This window comes from Paenibacillus sp. 203 (genome assembly GCF_037027525.1).
GTDB lineage: Bacteria > Bacillota > Bacilli > Paenibacillales > Paenibacillaceae > Paenibacillus > Paenibacillus polymyxa_B.
In genome coordinates, this window is the sequence record NZ_JAXCHD010000005.1 from 404,795 (window position 1) to 420,978 (window position 16,184).

Genomic DNA, 16,184 nt, shown 5'->3' on the forward strand with positions numbered 1-16,184 from the left:
CTGAATATCTTTAATACATTTGAGAGGAGATTTCAGTATGAAAAGGTTTAAAAAGGTGGTTTCAGTTACACTAAGCTCAATGCTCCTGCTTTCATTCGGGATGACGGCAAACGCGAGCGGGAGAGGACGGACCAAGCTGCTCGGGCAGTTTCCAATGTGCAGCTAACAACTGATAAGGAAAGTTTTATTGAACAATTAACACGCGCGGACAAGCCTGCAGTATCACAGATTCGGTGTACACCATTACAGAAAATATGAACTTGGCGACACCACAGAAATCGGTATTGAAAAAGAGAGTGACCCCTTCGCTCAAAGCCAGCACAAAATCAGTATCAGCTAAAGCCGCAGCGACCGTAGCGACAGCGTCCACTGCTACATATTCCGGTACGATTTCAGAAGAGGGAGGCACACAATTTTTATATCCGATCTATTTACAGCCAGGTGAATTGCTGCAGGCTCAGTTGGATGGTCCATTTTCAGCCCAGCTTGACTATGACTTATACCTGTATGAGTTTGACATGGCAACAGGTGATACTAATTCCAATCCTATAGATGTTTCCAACTACGGAACTTATGTTAACAATTATGAGCAAGGAACTGCTTCTCTTCCAGAAAACGTAGGAGCTCGCAACTCAATCGGAGCCGAGAAGGCTTACGCGCTTGCAGTTCATGCCAAGAAGGGGTCTAGCATTAATGATCTTTTCTATTTAACTGTAGCAGTAAGCTCCAGTTATGATGTCTATGAGCCGGATGACAGTGCCTTCCATGCTTATAATTTTACTGTTAACGACAAAGGCTCCTCGATTAACTTCCGTACCATCCATTCCGCTATAGACAACGATTGGAATCAAGTTACAGTACCAGCCAGCCGTAAATTATGATGCATTAAATGTGAAGCTGGATAGCACTTCGGAAAGCTATGGGTACAAAGCGGAAGTTTATGCAGCTCTTACGGGCAATCAAATGGTGCTTCTACCGCAAACCAATCATAATGTTACCCTAAACACAGGGACCTACTATGTACGAGTGTACAGCACAAGTCAGTATTCAGCCGACCATTTGTATACACTATCAATTAAACCAGTGCTTCGAGCTGGCAAAATTTAAATTACTGGCTATAACTCCAATGGCTATTATGATTATCCGACATATTCTTACGGTCGTCATTATCGTATTAACGGAGGCAGCAGTCTGATCGTGAACGGTGTTGTGAAAACAACAGATGGTCAACTGGTTCCCAATGCTCCTGTCACGGTCGTATGGCTGGATAAGAACTGGAGCGAGAGCAGCGGTAACCGTACGAGAACGGCTTCTACGTACACCGATGATAGCGGTAAATTCAGTGTGCCCCTTTCTCTTCCACAATCGACAGGAAAAAATGTAGTTTATATAAGTGAAATTGGTTCTACACACTACTATGATCTTACAGGAGTTGCCGCTCAGGTCGATGGAACTTCGATTAGTGCGACGGACATTGTTTATCTGTTTGCTTATAGCTTGAGAAATTAAGATATGCTTTAATGTAGTTTTGATTCATGAGAGTCGCTTTTTTTGAATGGTTAGCTGAGGCTTTCCACTTCTGAAAGAGCGACTTTTCATGTTTATTCACCAAGAATAAGAAAATGGTCTTGTTTTCATAGATTACAAATAGAAATTGTTTTGCATAATATATTCCAATAGAACCAAAGATGATTTATGATTGAGCCATACAGCCTAGAAATCACCCTGGTTTATCCGGGGATAGCGGGAATTCCTTAAACCATTTGAGAGGGGATTTCAGTATGAAGAGGTTCAAAAAGGCTATTGCAGTAATGTTAAGCATGATGCTCCTGTTTGCTTTCGGAATGACTGCGAATGCGAGTGAAAGTACGGAGGCTGCATCGGATCAAGCGATTAAAGCAGAATCCGAGATTCAGCTAACAACTGTCAATGAAGACGTAATTAAGCGTTTAACACGGGCAGACAAGCCAGACAGCGTTACGTCTTCGGTTTATGTCATGCAAGAAAATCTCAACTTCAAGACACCAGAGACAACCTCATTGAAAAGGGAATCCATTTCTTCGCTGAAAGCAAGCCCAATGGCTGCTTTAGCCACAGCTTCTTCTGCTACGTATTCCGGTACGATTACGCAGGAGGGAGGCACACAATTTTTATATCCGATTTATTTGCAGCCTGGTGAATTGTTGCAGTCCCAGTTGGATGGTCCATTTTCAGCCCAGCTTGACTATGACTTATACTTATATGAGTTTGATATGACGACAGGTGACATTAATTCTAATGCCATTGACGCATCCACCTATGGTACTTATTTTAACAATTATGAACAGGGGGCTGCCTCACTTCCTGAAAACGTAGGAACCCGTAACACTGCCGGATATGAAAAGGCATATGCGATTGCTGTCCAGGCCAAAAAGGGTTCCAGCATCAATGATCCTTTCTATCTAACGGTCGATACAAGTTCCAGCTACGATGCATATGAACCAGATGAGAGTGCTTTCCATGCCTATAATTTTACCTTTAGTACGGGTGGTTCGTCGCTTAATTCACGCTCCATTCATTCAGGCATTGATAACGACTGGTACCAAGTTACGATCCCTGCCAGCCGCAATTATGATGCTTTGAACGTAAAGCTTGACAGTGTATCGGACGGCTACGGCTACAAAGCGGAAGTCTACGGAGCCCTTACCGGAAACCTAATGGTACTTTTGCCACAAACGAATCACAATGTTAGCCTAAATACAGGAACCTACTATGTGCGAGTCTACACAACCAATCAGTTTTCAGCTGACCATTCATATGCACTCACACTTAAACCGGTGCTTCGGGCTGGGAAAGTTGTAATTACCGGTTATGATTCTTCTAAAAATGGGCCTAATGACTACCCAACCTATTCTTATGGGCGCCATTATCGAGTTAATGGAAGTAGTAGTTTTACTGTGAAGGGTGTGGTTACTACAACTGACAATTATCCAGTTGCAAATGCTCCTGTTGACGTAACATGGTTGAATCAAAACTGGAGCGAAAGCAGCGGAAATCGCACTCGCACAGGTACTGCATATACGGATCAGAATGGAGTTTTTAGTGTTACTCTTTCCCTGCCACCTTCAACAGGAAGTATTGCAGAATATCTGTCTGGAGCTATCAGTTTCACACACTATTTTGATCTTACAGGGGTAGCTGCTCAGGTGAGAGGTACTTCGAATATAGCCACAGATGTTGTATATCACTTTGCTTACAGTATTTATGGAGGGTGATAGATGGGGTTATAAAGCAATCACTTAAGGTGAATTGTTGCTTGAATGAAATAAAAGTAGTTTGTTTCAATATTTGTTCATTATTGGGACAAAGCATATATTCATTCCATATATGCTTTGTCCGATATATATAGAAACAGGGTCACATTACACTATACATACGCCTTAGATTGCCTGTTACAAACATGACAGGAGGAAATAGAATGAATTTTGGACCTTTTAGAGCACAGCAAGCGATTCTTAATGCAAGTAGTTTACGGATCAATCCGACAAGCAAGCAAGCTCCACCACCCCAGCTTCATGAAGAACAGGTCTCCAGAATGGTAGTTCAAGACTCCGTGGAGATCAGTGAAGCTGGTAGACAGTTGGCCGAAGGGGCTATTGTATCACAGGCTGCCAAGTATTTCGGTACAACACAGATTAATGATTCATTAAACCGGGTTTTGGAAGGTCAGCCAGAAGAAGTGTCTAATGCAGTGTACAGTATGATTCAATCTAATTTTATCGTCGACGGAACAGTAACGGATGAGAGTCAGCGAGCTGTGCTACTGGAGATGGGAGTTACTCAATCCAAGTATATTGCTGATCATTACATGGAAGGCGACAAGGCCAAAGAGTTTCTGGAAACAATGAACCAGATTGCTGGTATTGCTTTAACACGATCCACTGATCCAGAGACCGGAGATATTAGCTACACGACTCCAATAGATCGTCCGTCAGGTGCTCCTGAGGATTATGTCAAGCTGTCGGAGGTGATGAAGCAGGTCGATCCTCAAAAATATACGGCGTACATGAATGATATTAAAGGTGGAGGAAATGGGCTGAGCCAACTGTTAAATTTTGCGCAAAAGGTTCCTCAACATCCCGATTGGATTGAGAAATACAAGGAACGCACGGGACAGAACGCAGAGTTGCTAAATAACACACCGTTAAACAATAGGTTTGACAAAGCTGATACGACATCAGCTTCGGCTTTTATGAATAGTATGCAAAATCTTCTTAAGGAATCTTCCGCTACTCAGGATTCTTACATGCAAAATATGCGAGGATTTTTTCGGAACTTGGGCGTTCAGATTCATTAATATCCTCAAATAATTTGTCAGTTCTGTTTACATCCTGCTAGGAACGAAGTATAATAGCTTCAAAACATACTCGTGATATAGAGGAAGCACCTCAAACCTAGGCATTAACGCCTTCGTTTGAGGTGCTTTTTCTATTTTACCCGAAGCGAGTTTGTAAAACTCTTTGAAAATAAAATAAAGTAAGGAGAAGTGTATGTATCGAAAAAATAAGCGAAAGGTAAGGAAGTATAGGAAGTGGGTGTATGGATTTTTGGCTGTATTCCTACTATTAACGATGATTCCCATATTTCCGGAAAGGGCATCAGCTGCTGCTCAGGAGATCATGGGGGGCCCTTTTTGCCAAAACAATTTGCCGGGTGGAGGCGATAGTTGGGGTTCTTGGTCAGGAAATGGGATAGGAGCAACAGAAGTATATACTGGCATGGGTTCGGCCAGGTATAAATGTGATGGTACTACGCAGCCGACAAATCGTTTTATTGATATTGGAAGATCCATTAAGACTTCGGATTACAGGATTTTTGTTTACATTGAAGGGTCTTATCATACTGATATATATGCATCTAATAACGCAGTAGGCGACAGTTGGAGGCCTAATGGAACAAACTTATATACATGGACTAATGTAACGAAATTCTATGCGGATAGATATTATCAGGGAAAATGGTTAGATATCACCGACTCTATTACATTAAGAGATGTTCGATATTTCAGAGCGGTGGGAGATAGCCAACAGACAAGTGCTGAAATATCCAAGTTTGGAATCCGTGTTATTCCCAAATCGGACCTAATGCCTAAACCACCTCAGATCCATGCAGGTACAGAGGGACAAGCGATCACAGGATGGACCAAAGAACCTGTAACCGTGTGGATAAATGGGGACGTGGCTCCTGAAGGACTAAAATACTATGAATATAGCCTGAATGGAGGAGCATTTCAGCAATACACCGGGCCTTTCACTGTTTATGAACATGGTGTAAATACAATTTATGCCCGGACGGTGGATGTAAATAATCAGTATAGTGGTCTTTCTTCTGGGAATGTCCGAATAGATAAGATGCCTCCAACTCCACCCACCCTAAGCGCAACGGGAAATAGTAATGACTACACCATTTCATTACAGCCGGGAACAGACGATTATTCTGGACTAGCCCATACTCAATTTCGTTTGACAGGCGTTATGAATCAAGATTGGCAGGACTATGTTGGAGTGTTTCATGTGAATAAAGATGGCAAAAGCACGGTTTATGCACGCTCCATTGACAGCGTCGGTAATGTGAGCCAAGAAGTAAGCAAAGAAATCACGATTGATAAAAAGGGACCGACTGCTCCTGTCATCCGGGCTAGTGAAACAGGTCCAACGAACCGTGATGTTAATGTTACCATTGATTCAGGAAGTGATTCTACAAATGGAATTAAGATGACACAGTATCGCTTGGGTCCATTAGGGGAATGGCAGACATACAATGGCATTTTTACATTAAACGCAGAAGGGGCTTACGAATTAGCAGCACGGACGATCAATAATCTCGACGTGTCTAGTCCAATCGTGACTCAATCGGTCTTGATTGATCGAACCCAATCAACCCCTCCGAAAGTGACATTTTCTGAGTTGACGACACCTACCCGATATACCAATAAGCCAGTTCAGTTTGCTCTATCGGGTGCGACGGATACTACAGCAGTACATTATGAATATCAATTGGATTCTGGCGCTTCTGTGTCTGATTCATCAGGAATATTAAAGGGTTCAGGGATCATACAAGTGACTGCACAAGCTGTGGATGCAGCTGGAAATCGAAGCGATACGGTGTCCGCAATGTCTTATATTGATTTGGAACCACCGACGATCCAACTGACGCCGGATTCGCGTGAATGGAAAGATACCCCTATTCATGTGAGGATACGATATGCCGATCAGCATTCGGGGGTTGAGTTATCCACAATGCAGTATAAAATCACGAACAGCCCTGATTCACCCGAAAACTGGGATGCTGCAGCCGATACAACAATCCAGATGGATCTTTCAGATGAAGGTGAATGGTATGTTCATGCCAAGGTCAAAGACAGGGTGGGTAATATTTATGAAACAGTTAGCAGTGCTCTGTGCATTCAAAATCAGCCCCAACCGGTTGTGCTCTCTGCGACATCCGTACGAAATACGGAAGCTGATTTGCAGTGGACTCTCCCGTCGGGCCTTGATGATGGTTACGTTTATACAGTCCGAAATCTAACAACTAATGAGGTTTGGGATGTTACGCATCCAACAAATTATTTTACAGTTAGGGGGCTACAAGGAGGACGGCAATACGAATATGAAGTGCGTTCCAGTAACCATGTAGGAGGCAATGCATATTCCAATCGAGTCCATGTATTAACGTTACCTGATGCTCCTGATCATATCCAGTTACAACCTGTCTCTCGTCATTCTACAGAAATCATGGCTGATTTTACGCCAGTTTTCTCAGCTAACAAATATAACATTACAGCAGCGGACGTAAGTACGGGAGAAATCATATTTAGGAATACCGTTACACAGGATGTGTATAATCCAATTACGGGAATGAAGCCTGGTCAATATTACGATGTTTCTGTATCAGCTATTAATGACACTGGAGAGGGTACAGCAAAGCATGTATCTTTTCTAAGCCTACCAGACAGCCCGAACGGATTCCGGAATGTAACTGTAAGAGAAGATGGAATCGATTTGAAGTGGAATTCTGTAATCACTGCCACCTACTACGCCCTAGAACGTGACGAGGTCTCGGTTTATAACGATGTGTATACAGAATTTACCGATAGTGATCTTCAGGCAGGAACAGAGTATGGTTATAACGTTTCCGCTGAAAATGCAACAGGATTCGGAGACTATGCCCATCTAGGAGTCATCACTTTACCTGATCGAGTAACTACAATATCAAGTGTGACGAAGGATGTGTATGCTATCGGTGTTGCGTGGCAGGATGTGCAGGGGGCTGAAGGATACATCTTGAATGTTAACGATGAACCGAAGGTGCGGGTTGCACGTGGTATCCATTCATATACTTTTGAGGGCTTGCCTGCGGGTAGATCTGCCAATATTAAAATACGAGCCTACAATCGAAGTGGTACAGGTAAAGATACATCTATCAACGCATTAACACTACCTGATTCAGCTGTGCAACTTGCAACTGAAGATGTTCGTGAGCACGATGCCACGTTGATATGGGCCCCGGTTGATGGGGCAACTCAATATAAGGTAACGATCAACGGTCAAGATTATTATAGTACGGAACCACGTGTGGTTGTATCTGGTTTAACAGGTGGGAGAAACTATGATTTTCAAGTGAGCAGTGGGAACAGTAGTGGTTTCAGCCAGCCAGCGTTGGGTAAGCTGTTGACACTTCCTCCTCAAGCACAAAATGTTAATGTTACAGAACTTGAGGATGGACAGATTTTACTGAGCTGGGATGAAATCAAGAGCGCTTATCAATATACTGTAACCCGTAAAGATACGGGGGAAGTTTTTAACACCAGAGATGCCCATATTAAGCTTTCAAATATCCAGCCTGGTATGATTTACTCGTTTGGTATACAGGCCGTGAATACAACGGGGGTAGGTAATATAACTCCCTTTACGCATCGCGCTTTGCCAGGTCAAATACCAGATAATAGATTGACTGTGAAAGAAGTAACAGATACCGACTTGGTTGTTACGTGGAAAGAAGCTTCGGGTGCAGATGCTTACAATGTCTACCAAAACGGGGGGCTTATCGGTCATACGACCTCCCATGAATTTAAAGTAGATGGATTGGATAGTTCTACATTGTACCGTATTACCGTCAAGCCATTGAACACAAGTGGTGAAGGTAAGCAGACAGAAGGTCAGGTCGAGACGCTGCCGTCTCCAGCGTTTGCATTTTCGAAGACAGAAACAACGAATAGTGAGTTTATCATCCATTGGGAGTCAGACCATGAGAATGATATTTTCGTCCTCGCGAGTGAAGGAGTAGAACTATATCGTGGTAAGGAACGAAGCTATACATGGAGAGAACTTAAAGAGAAGCAATTGTATAAAGTTCAACTATGGGCAGAAAATAGTCAAGGAAAACGCACAGAGGCAAAACAAGCGAATGGAAAAACAACGGGTAATACTGCGGACGCAGGGGGTGGAGCAGGAGGGGCGGAGAGTGTAAGACCGATTCAGCCTGTTGTAAAGGAATCGTTAGAAGCAGAGTATATTCAAGATTCAACCGTTGAGAAGAAGCCAAATCATTTTAGCGACATTGAACGGGTATTTAATAAAGAAAAAATAAATGTGCTTGCCGATTTGGGTGTAGTAAAGGGAACAACTCACATGCTATTTGAGCCGAACAGACCTGTGACGCGTATGGAGTTCACTTCTATGCTGGTCCGTTCCTTGAAATTACCGCTCGAAACGGATGTGACTTTAGGCTTCGAGGATATCAATCCATCGGCGTGGTACGTTGATCTGCTCAAAACGGCGATTAAAGATCAGGTCGCTCGTGGGTTTAGTAATAGAGAATTTGGCCCAGATCGGATCATTAACCGTGAGCAGGCGGCTAAAATGGTGAATAACATTATCAAAGCTACTCCACAGCAAGAAAGCAATGCATACTCGGATTCCTCTCAAATTGTAGAGTGGGCCAGAAAGGATGTACTTGGACTAACCGAGATTAATTTAGTACAAGGATATCCAGATGGTAGCTTCCGTGCCAAACAAGAGGTCACACGGGCGGAAGCGGCTGAGATGATTTATAACATGCTACAAATGAAATAGAATGAAAAAGGGGCGGCGTTGGCCAGCCCCTTTTTTGTGTGTAGTGACTTATTCTGCAATAGCGGGGTTTATGTTGGATGCTCTGTAGGCAGGAACGCCATTAATGAGTGCGGTTCTTAGCTGAATATATCGTATACCATAATAGGAGGTTGTACTACTCAAGCCGGATGAAAGTACAGTTATTTTATAATATGAAAAAGGAATCTCATTACTAAATTGATAAGTTGTTTTTGCAGTGGTTGGCAAAGTTTCGACTTCACCTAACCTAAACCAATTTTCTCCGTCATTAGAGCCGTGAAAAGAAAATGAAAGTATAAAAGCTCGAGAAGATGGCTGAGCTAAAAGAATATCATTGATCGTCTTACCTGTATCTAATTTGAAGATGATTTCTCCACCTTTACCGCTTAAACTGCTCTCCCAATAGAGATTATTATCGACTAAAACATTTTTCGGAAAAGTATTTTTAGACTCCCCGTTGGTTGAAACATTTTCCTCTGCTATAACAACAGGATCTACAGAAAAAGTATAGTTGTCTGGATTTTGGCTGAATTTTGCCATGTTGAAATTCCCCTTTTAGTTTAATTTTTGAATGTGTTGAAAAGGTTGATTTATATCATTTATATGGAACTCTCTATGAATATATTCCTTGATGATGGAATGTATACTAGTGTTTAAGCGGTCTAACATCATAATTGCAAGCTCATTTGCGGGCGGGGAGTTGCATGTTTAGAATATAAATAACTAATTGAGGTGCGAGAAAGGAAATGGATAGAATATGAAAATATACACTTATTATTTGGGAGACGGCATATTCCCTTTGGATTGGGAAGTTTGTTTTAGTACTGTTGAGGAATATAAAAGAAAATTATTTGAGAAGTACACGGCTTCCCAAGAATATAATGATTTTGTAATAGGTGGATTTAATGTGCTTACCGACAAAATAGATGTGATTCTGAATTGAGGCGATGAAAGTAATGGTGCTGAGTTTGCTATTGTTTTAAAACGAGATGAAGATGGAGATACAATGGTCTATTCCCCACTCCCATTGTCATATTTAGAAAGAAGTTAATACTCTGCTGAAAGAAAAGGAGGAAATCAAGTGATGAATAATGTAAAGCTATCCCGGGTTTCCCTCTGGCTATATGGAGTGCGTTGATTTGTGTCGAAGAGATCTCTACGTTTCGAATTAAGTATCGGAGGTTGCTCCAGAAAGGTATCTGGCAAATTGTTGCGGAGCAGTTTTCGGAGTACAGGCACGGATGGGCACCTGCCTACATACAATAAACAGACCGCAAGCCCGGTAAGTAACAAAGGCCGGTAAGTTCGCAACTACCTCAGGAGGTGTCATCCGTGCCCGGACTATTTAGCGCTATCGCTCTGTTCATCAAGGAATTGACGCTGCTCGTTTCCTACGTGAAAAACAACGCCTTTCCGCAGCCATTGACTGAGAAAGAGGAAGCTCGACACCTAAAGCTGTTTGCCGAAGGCAACGCACACTCCCGTAACACACTCATTGAACATAACCTACGGCTGGTGGCCCATATTGTGAAAAAATTCGATAACACCGGCGAAGATTTGGAGGATCTTATATCCATCGGTACCATCGGACTGATCAAGGCCATTGAAAGCTTTCAGACTGGGAAAGGAACCAAGCTGGCAACATTTGCAGCCCGTTGTATAGAAAATGAAATTCTTATGCATTTACGATCCCTAAAAAAAACACGCAAAGACGTATCTCTCCACGATCCTATAGGGACTGATAAGGAAGGAAACGAGATTACTTTGATTGATATCCTCGGCACCGAGGCGGATGATATTGTAGATAAAGTACAGCTCAAAATTGAGAAAAGTAAAATCTATCGCAATCTGGATATTTTAGATGAGCGTGAAAAAGAAGTGGTGATCGGCCGCTTCGGCCTGGAAGCCGGAGGAGAAGAACGAACACAGCGGGAAATTGCACGAGAACTGGGAATTTCGCGCTCGTACGTGTCACGAATCGAAAAGCGCGCGCTGATGAAGTTGTACCATGAGTTTTACAAGCAGAAGGGGTAATGGATAAGGAGATATATGAAGCCGCTTGAGGCCCTTAACAGGGCCTTTTTAGGTCTTTTTCATAATTCAATTACTTGCTTCTTTTCAGAGGCGTGTTTAAATTGCATCCCCCTCTACCCATCCAATATTCTTATCTAAGGCTATCTTATAAAAACAACTGCTCCTTTTCGCTTAAATAATAACTATTTTGCTATGTGTTTTCATTTAAAACGCAAATAAAAGCCTGTAGTGGTTTTCTACACTACAGGCTAAAAATGCTTGATATTATTGGGCGTTTTATACTTCGTCAGGACAAGCTCCTTCGCTAGTGGGCTCTCTTGGATTGAATTTATTTTCCTACATACTCATCCAAAAAGCGATCTACTCTTTTGAAATACTCAGTAGGGTAATGGTTGATGGCATCGATGTGCTCCGTATTTTGCGGGTACCATACTTCTGCTTTTGGGTTATCTTTTAAGGACTCGTAAATAATTTCTGTATTTTTATAACTAATTTGCTGATCTCCAGTACCATGAATGAGCATAACTGGCTTGTCTTGCATCTTTTTTACCGCATCCATAGGAGATATGGAATCAAGATCAACCTTAAAGGCCCAATTTGCCATCCATGTCGATGTATAACTGAATGGAAACGCAGGTAAACCTGAAAAGAAGGGCAAACCCTCTCTCAAAAATAGACCAGCATTACGAAAAGGACTATCCGCAATTACGGCTTTGATGTCATCACTTTCACTTGCGGCTAGCAAAGAAGTAGCAGCACCCATTGAAAAGCCGATAACTCCAATCTTATCACCCGTATGGTCTCTGGATTTTAAATAGCTTACAGCTCCTAGCAAATCGTATTTTTCATTGAAGCCCAGTGTAATCAAATCACCATCGGATTTACCTTGTGAGCTGAGGTCAAATGCCAATACATTGTAGCCTTTCGGAACGAAATGCTCTACTAACTTTTGGGTCCGCCCTTTGACTAAACGATTGCTCGTATATCCATGGACGACAATAATTGTCTTATTACTTGCTTTACCAGAAAGACCACTTGCAGGAAAGAAGGAACCTCTAATCGTATTATCATTTTTCAAACTCTTGAACTCGACCTCTTCGTAGGGAGTTTTATCGATATTCAATCCGTAGCTGACATTAGTATCTCTAGGATGGTGCAACAAGGTATCTACTACTTTATAAGATATAAAAAATACAAGAGCCATCACAAGCAAAAGCACGATCCCTAGGCTCCATAAAATTTTCTTTCGTTTTTTCACACGAACGTTAAATGTCAGCTCGGGTTGTAATGATGCCTGACTCATTCAGACTCCTCCAGTTTTTCTTTAGGTTGTATGGGGGCGAACAAATAAAAGGCATGCCCCTTCAGATTTTCCCACTCGGGATGATGAATAATACTTTCTCCAAGAGTTAAGCCCACTCCATTTAAGAAAGAGATATAGGCACGAGAGATCATTGCTGGAGAAAAGCTTTTGTTGAATTCTCCCATTAACTGTCCCTTGGCATAGACGCATTCGATCGCATCTGTCATTACCTTTATACTTTCAAGGACCTTCTGTGTAAGTTCAGGGAATCTTATTCGTTGTCCTAAGACAGATTGAACAAGCCGCAATTCATTTATATAGAAGTAGATATGGTTGAATTGTTCTGCCACCATGTTCTTAATCAATACGCCCGGCGTCCCCTCTTGTTGTAGACAAGCAAGCGATTTCACCTGAATATCAGCAAGCGGCTCAAGGACAGCGGCGTAGTATAAAGCTTCTTTGCTGGGGAAATATTGAAAAATGGTTCCAGGAGTCACTCCCACACTCTGCGCAATGATAGCCGTTGTGGTATTAGAATATCCACTTTCTGCGAACAGGACAACAGCTTCTTCTAGGATACGTTTACGCCGCTCCAGTCTTTTTTCTTCATTGATGGGTCTTGCCAAATGTATTCCCCTCTCTTTAAACTAAACTATTATTAATTAAATGATTGATTATTTAATTAATAATATATCTTAAATTATGACTTATAGCAAGAGTGAATTTATCTTACTTACGAGCAGGATGAACCTTAACAAATAAAAAACCAATATACGCCTCCGGCTTGTTTTTATCAGGTTATTTTGGATGAATACATTGAAAGCTTTCGGACCGGGAAAGGCACCAAGCTGGCAACATTTGCAGCCCGTTGTATAGAAAATGAGATCCTGATGCATTTACGTTCCCTGAAAAAAACACGCAAAGACGTATCTCTCCGCGATCCTATAGGGACTGATAAGGAAGTCACAAATTGAAAAGCGCGCTCTGATGAAGTTGTACCATGAGTTTTACAAGCAGAAGGGGTAAACGACAAAGGAGATACGTTGAACTCCGCAGTATTTGAAGGCCCTAATCAGGGCCTTTTTCTCATTACTTGTATTTCGAACAGAGTTCAAAAGGGTATGGGTAGAGTGCAGGATCATGATTACGATTAGGTCATCAGCTGGAAGAATATCCTTACGGAACGCGGACGTAGTGGCGAGTCAAAATTTTCGTACGATGACTCTATTAGAAAATTTGTTTATACTTTAACTACTTAATAGTGAATGCAATGGATATGAGGTGGAACTAATGATTCTGGTAAGTTCGTGTTTAGCGGGCATGAAGGTACGATATAACGGGACGGATAGCCTGGATGTACATATTCAGAAGTTGGTAGAGGAAAAGAAAGCTGTGACGATCTGCCCTGAGCTTTTGGGGGGCTTTGTGACTCCGAGAGAGCCTGCTGAGATTGTTGGAGGGACAGGCGAGGATGTGCTGAACGGCACAGCCAAGGTGGTCGAGTTTTCAGGCAACGATGTTAGCGATATGTACATTAGAGGTGCATATGAAGCCTTGAATATAGCCAGAGAGGTTAACGCAACACTTGTTGTTTTAAAAGAAAACAGCCCGTCCTGCGGATCAGCAGCAATATATAATGGGTCATTCGAAAATCGTAAAATAGCAGGTAACGGGGTAACCTCGGCTTTGTTAAAAAAGGAAGGCTTTAAGGTCATATCGGAAGAACAAATATCAGATATTTTCTTGGATTAGAATATGTAAGGGTAGATCAAGCGCCTTGCTAGCTTACAGGCTTATACCTGCGAGCGCAAGACGCTTGTTTGTGCTATGTGCCGCTATACGATTAGACATCACATTATTTAAGCTTTAATGCAAGAATTCCTAGGTATTCCTTGAGGGCTGTTCCAGTTGTAGACATGGCCCCAGCAGACGGCGAAAGCTTGCCAGCATACAGTGACAGCTTTTCACTTGCCAGATAGTCGGTAGGATAAGCTATGACCTGCATGCCTGCACGCTGAAATTCCAGTGCAGCACGTGGCATATGGAAAGCGGAGGTCACCAGAACAGGTCTAGTGAGTTGATGTTTTCCCAAAATTTGCGATGTATATACGGCATTTTGCTGTGTGTTCAAAGAACGGTTTTCGATCAGGATATCTTTTGCCGGAATACCGAGTCCTAGTAGCTGCCTTTGTGCAATATTCGCTTCATTACCACTGTCTCCAAACACTTGCCCGCCGGAGAAAAGAATGGGTAAGCCTGTTGCTTCGTGCAGTCGCGCCGCAGTGAGCAGTCGATTAGCCGCAGATCCTAGCAGATTGCCTTGTCCATTGATGTCGGGGGTTCCCTGTGTGGCTCCGCCCCCAAGTACGACAATGACATCGCCTTGAACGGTACGGGGTTGTGGGTACTGTTTTTCCAGGCTACTGATTAACAAATCTCCAGCCAGATTGGTCGAGGAAACATACAGCAGCAATGTGACAAGAAGCAGTACGACCGCAGGTATACGTGCCCTTTTCCATAGCCAGATCACGAGCCCTGTCATCACGAGGATGAACAAACCGGGAGGGAGCACAAAGCTGTACAAAAATTTGATGATATAAATCAAGTGCAGACAACCTCCTATCCTTATAAGCTTTATAAGTCTTTTTGGTATATTGTAACATAGGCAAATGACTGGATTCCTCTGTCCGAAGACATACCTCGATGAACAAGCGGGCATGAAAGGTGCAGCTTTCCAATACATATTTTTTGTTTGATAAAGTTGTTCTGCAGGCGTAGTATATAAAGTCTAGTGATTTTTTTCATAGAGGAGCGATAGCGTCATGGGAGAGTTAACGACAGCCAAGCGGATGATGATGATCGCGCTACTGGTTGTATTGTGGGGCATTTCTTGGCCCATTTATAAAGTGGCATTGGAATTCACACCTCCATTGTTGTTTGCAGGGCTACGTACACTGCTGGGCGGTCTGCTATTAGGAGCAATTTTAGTACCGAGATGGAATCGCATTCGTTGGAAAGAAAATTGGCGGGTGTATGCTATTTCAGGTATTTTTAACGTGGTACTGTTTTATGGTCTGCAAACAGTGGGACTGATGTACGTCCCCTCCGGCTTGTTTTCTGTGCTGGTATATCTCCAGCCTGTGCTGGTCGGTATTTTTGCATGGATGTGGCTGGGAGAAGCGATGTCCAGACTCAAGGTGATTGGATTGATCATCGGATTTTTGGGCGTTGCAGCTGTTAGTGTGGGCGGATTTTCAGGGCATGTGGCTGTGGCAGGTGTAATCATCGCCATTATTACTGCCGTGAGCTGGGCATTGGGAACGGTATATGTGAAAAAGGTAAACCAGCGTGTCGATTCGCTGTGGCTGGTTGCATTTCAATGTACACTGGGAGGCATCGTGCTGACGGGAGCTGGAACGGTGACGGAAAGCTGGTCAGATATCGTATGGAACGTCCCGTATGTGTCAGGGCTGATATTCGGCACGGTGCTGGGAATTTCACTATCCTGGCTGCTGTATTTCACGCTGGTCAATTCGGGGGATGCCAGTAAGGTCGCTTCCTATACGTTTTTGGTGCCTGTGATTTCAGTATTTGTCAGCTCGTTGGTGCTGGGCGAAGCGATTACGGCTTTCCTGCTTATCGGGTTGATCTTAATCGGGCTTAGCATTTATTTGGTTAATCGCAGAGCGAGAGTAGTACGACAAGCTTGAGCGTAG

11 protein-coding genes and 2 pseudogenes are annotated in these 16,184 nt (G+C 42.8%); 9 read left to right on the forward strand and 4 right to left on the reverse strand.

What is annotated here, in order from left to right:
* Positions 1-37: 37 nt before the first annotated feature.
* From WA407_RS14270 to WA407_RS14285, 4 genes and pseudogenes are all read left to right on the forward strand, one after another.
* A pseudogene (locus WA407_RS14270) lies at positions 38-1,509 on the forward strand (carboxypeptidase-like regulatory domain-containing protein).
* A 272-nt stretch (positions 1,510-1,781) separates the two neighbouring features.
* Positions 1,782-3,254 carry an Ig-like domain-containing protein gene (locus WA407_RS14275; protein ID WP_336077626.1) on the forward strand — a complete coding sequence of 491 codons (1,473 nt, stop codon included), beginning with the start codon at positions 1,782-1,784 and terminating at the stop codon, positions 3,252-3,254.
* A gap of 203 nt (positions 3,255-3,457) precedes the next feature.
* Entirely contained in the window at positions 3,458-4,336 is an 879-nt protein-coding gene (locus tag WA407_RS14280) for a hypothetical protein (RefSeq protein WP_336077627.1), read from the forward strand.
* A gap of 193 nt (positions 4,337-4,529) precedes the next feature.
* The gene (locus WA407_RS14285) at positions 4,530-9,113 is read left to right on the forward strand and encodes a fibronectin type III domain-containing protein (protein ID WP_336077628.1); all 4,584 of its coding nucleotides are present in this window, start codon (positions 4,530-4,532) and stop codon (positions 9,111-9,113) included.
* Between the two features lie 48 nt (positions 9,114-9,161).
* On the opposite strand, the gene WA407_RS14290 is transcribed toward WA407_RS14285, so the two are convergent.
* Positions 9,162-9,671, reverse strand: a complete 510-nt coding sequence (locus WA407_RS14290) for a discoidin domain-containing protein (RefSeq protein ID WP_235309277.1) — start codon at positions 9,669-9,671, stop codon at positions 9,162-9,164.
* Positions 9,672-9,909: 238 nt separating this feature from the next.
* Between WA407_RS14290 and WA407_RS14295 the strand changes: the two genes are divergently transcribed.
* Positions 9,910-10,074: a hypothetical protein gene (locus WA407_RS14295; protein WP_235309278.1), complete on the forward strand. Its 165-nt coding sequence runs from the start codon at positions 9,910-9,912 to the stop codon at positions 10,072-10,074.
* 389 nt (positions 10,075-10,463) lie between these two features.
* A complete protein-coding gene (gene sigK, locus WA407_RS14300; protein ID WP_013311218.1) occupies positions 10,464-11,165 on the forward strand; it encodes an RNA polymerase sporulation sigma factor SigK in 702 nt (233 codons plus the stop codon).
* Between the two features lie 328 nt (positions 11,166-11,493).
* Here the strand turns inward: sigK and WA407_RS14305 are convergent, their stop codons facing one another.
* Together WA407_RS14305 and WA407_RS14310 are read right to left on the reverse strand one after the other, a co-directional pair.
* Positions 11,494-12,468, reverse strand: coding sequence for an alpha/beta hydrolase (locus WA407_RS14305; protein ID WP_061830395.1), 975 nt, complete (start codon positions 12,466-12,468; stop codon positions 11,494-11,496).
* Entirely contained in the window at positions 12,465-13,094 is a 630-nt protein-coding gene (locus WA407_RS14310; protein ID WP_061830394.1) for a TetR/AcrR family transcriptional regulator, read from the reverse strand. Before WA407_RS14310 ends, WA407_RS14305 begins: the two co-directional genes overlap by 4 nt.
* A gap of 189 nt (positions 13,095-13,283) precedes the next feature.
* Between WA407_RS14310 and WA407_RS14315 the strand changes: the two are divergent.
* Positions 13,284-13,430: pseudogene (locus WA407_RS14315) on the forward strand (sigma factor); the annotation flags it as partial.
* A gap of 328 nt (positions 13,431-13,758) precedes the next feature.
* On the forward strand, positions 13,759-14,220 hold the full coding sequence (locus WA407_RS14320) for a DUF523 domain-containing protein (RefSeq protein ID WP_061830393.1): 462 nt from the start codon (positions 13,759-13,761) through the stop codon (positions 14,218-14,220).
* A 103-nt stretch (positions 14,221-14,323) separates the two neighbouring features.
* Here the strand turns inward: WA407_RS14320 and WA407_RS14325 are convergent, their stop codons facing one another.
* A complete protein-coding gene (locus WA407_RS14325; protein ID WP_061830392.1) occupies positions 14,324-15,073 on the reverse strand; it encodes a YdcF family protein in 750 nt (249 codons plus the stop codon).
* Positions 15,074-15,290: 217 nt separating this feature from the next.
* On the opposite strand from WA407_RS14325, the gene WA407_RS14330 reads away from it, so the two are divergent.
* Positions 15,291-16,178, forward strand: a complete 888-nt coding sequence (locus tag WA407_RS14330; RefSeq protein WP_104497103.1) for a DMT family transporter — start codon at positions 15,291-15,293, stop codon at positions 16,176-16,178.
* The last annotated feature ends 6 nt before the right edge of the window (positions 16,179-16,184 follow it).

Excerpts from the sequence above, each read along its gene's own strand:
- WA407_RS14275 (WP_336077626.1), top strand. The coding sequence starts at position 1,782 with ATGAAGAGGTTCAAAAAGGCTATTGCAGTAATGTTAAGCATGATGCTC.
- WA407_RS14280 (WP_336077627.1), top strand. The coding sequence starts at position 3,458 with ATGAATTTTGGACCTTTTAGAGCACAGCAAGCGATTCTTAATGCAAGT.
- WA407_RS14285 (WP_336077628.1), top strand. The coding sequence starts at position 4,530 with ATGTATCGAAAAAATAAGCGAAAGGTAAGGAAGTATAGGAAGTGGGTG.
- WA407_RS14290 (WP_235309277.1), bottom strand. The coding sequence starts at position 9,671 with ATGGCAAAATTCAGCCAAAATCCAGACAACTATACTTTTTCTGTAGAT.
- WA407_RS14305 (WP_061830395.1), bottom strand. The coding sequence starts at position 12,468 with ATGAGTCAGGCATCATTACAACCCGAGCTGACATTTAACGTTCGTGTG.
- WA407_RS14320 (WP_061830393.1), top strand. The coding sequence starts at position 13,759 with ATGATTCTGGTAAGTTCGTGTTTAGCGGGCATGAAGGTACGATATAAC.
- WA407_RS14330 (WP_104497103.1), top strand. The coding sequence starts at position 15,291 with ATGGGAGAGTTAACGACAGCCAAGCGGATGATGATGATCGCGCTACTG.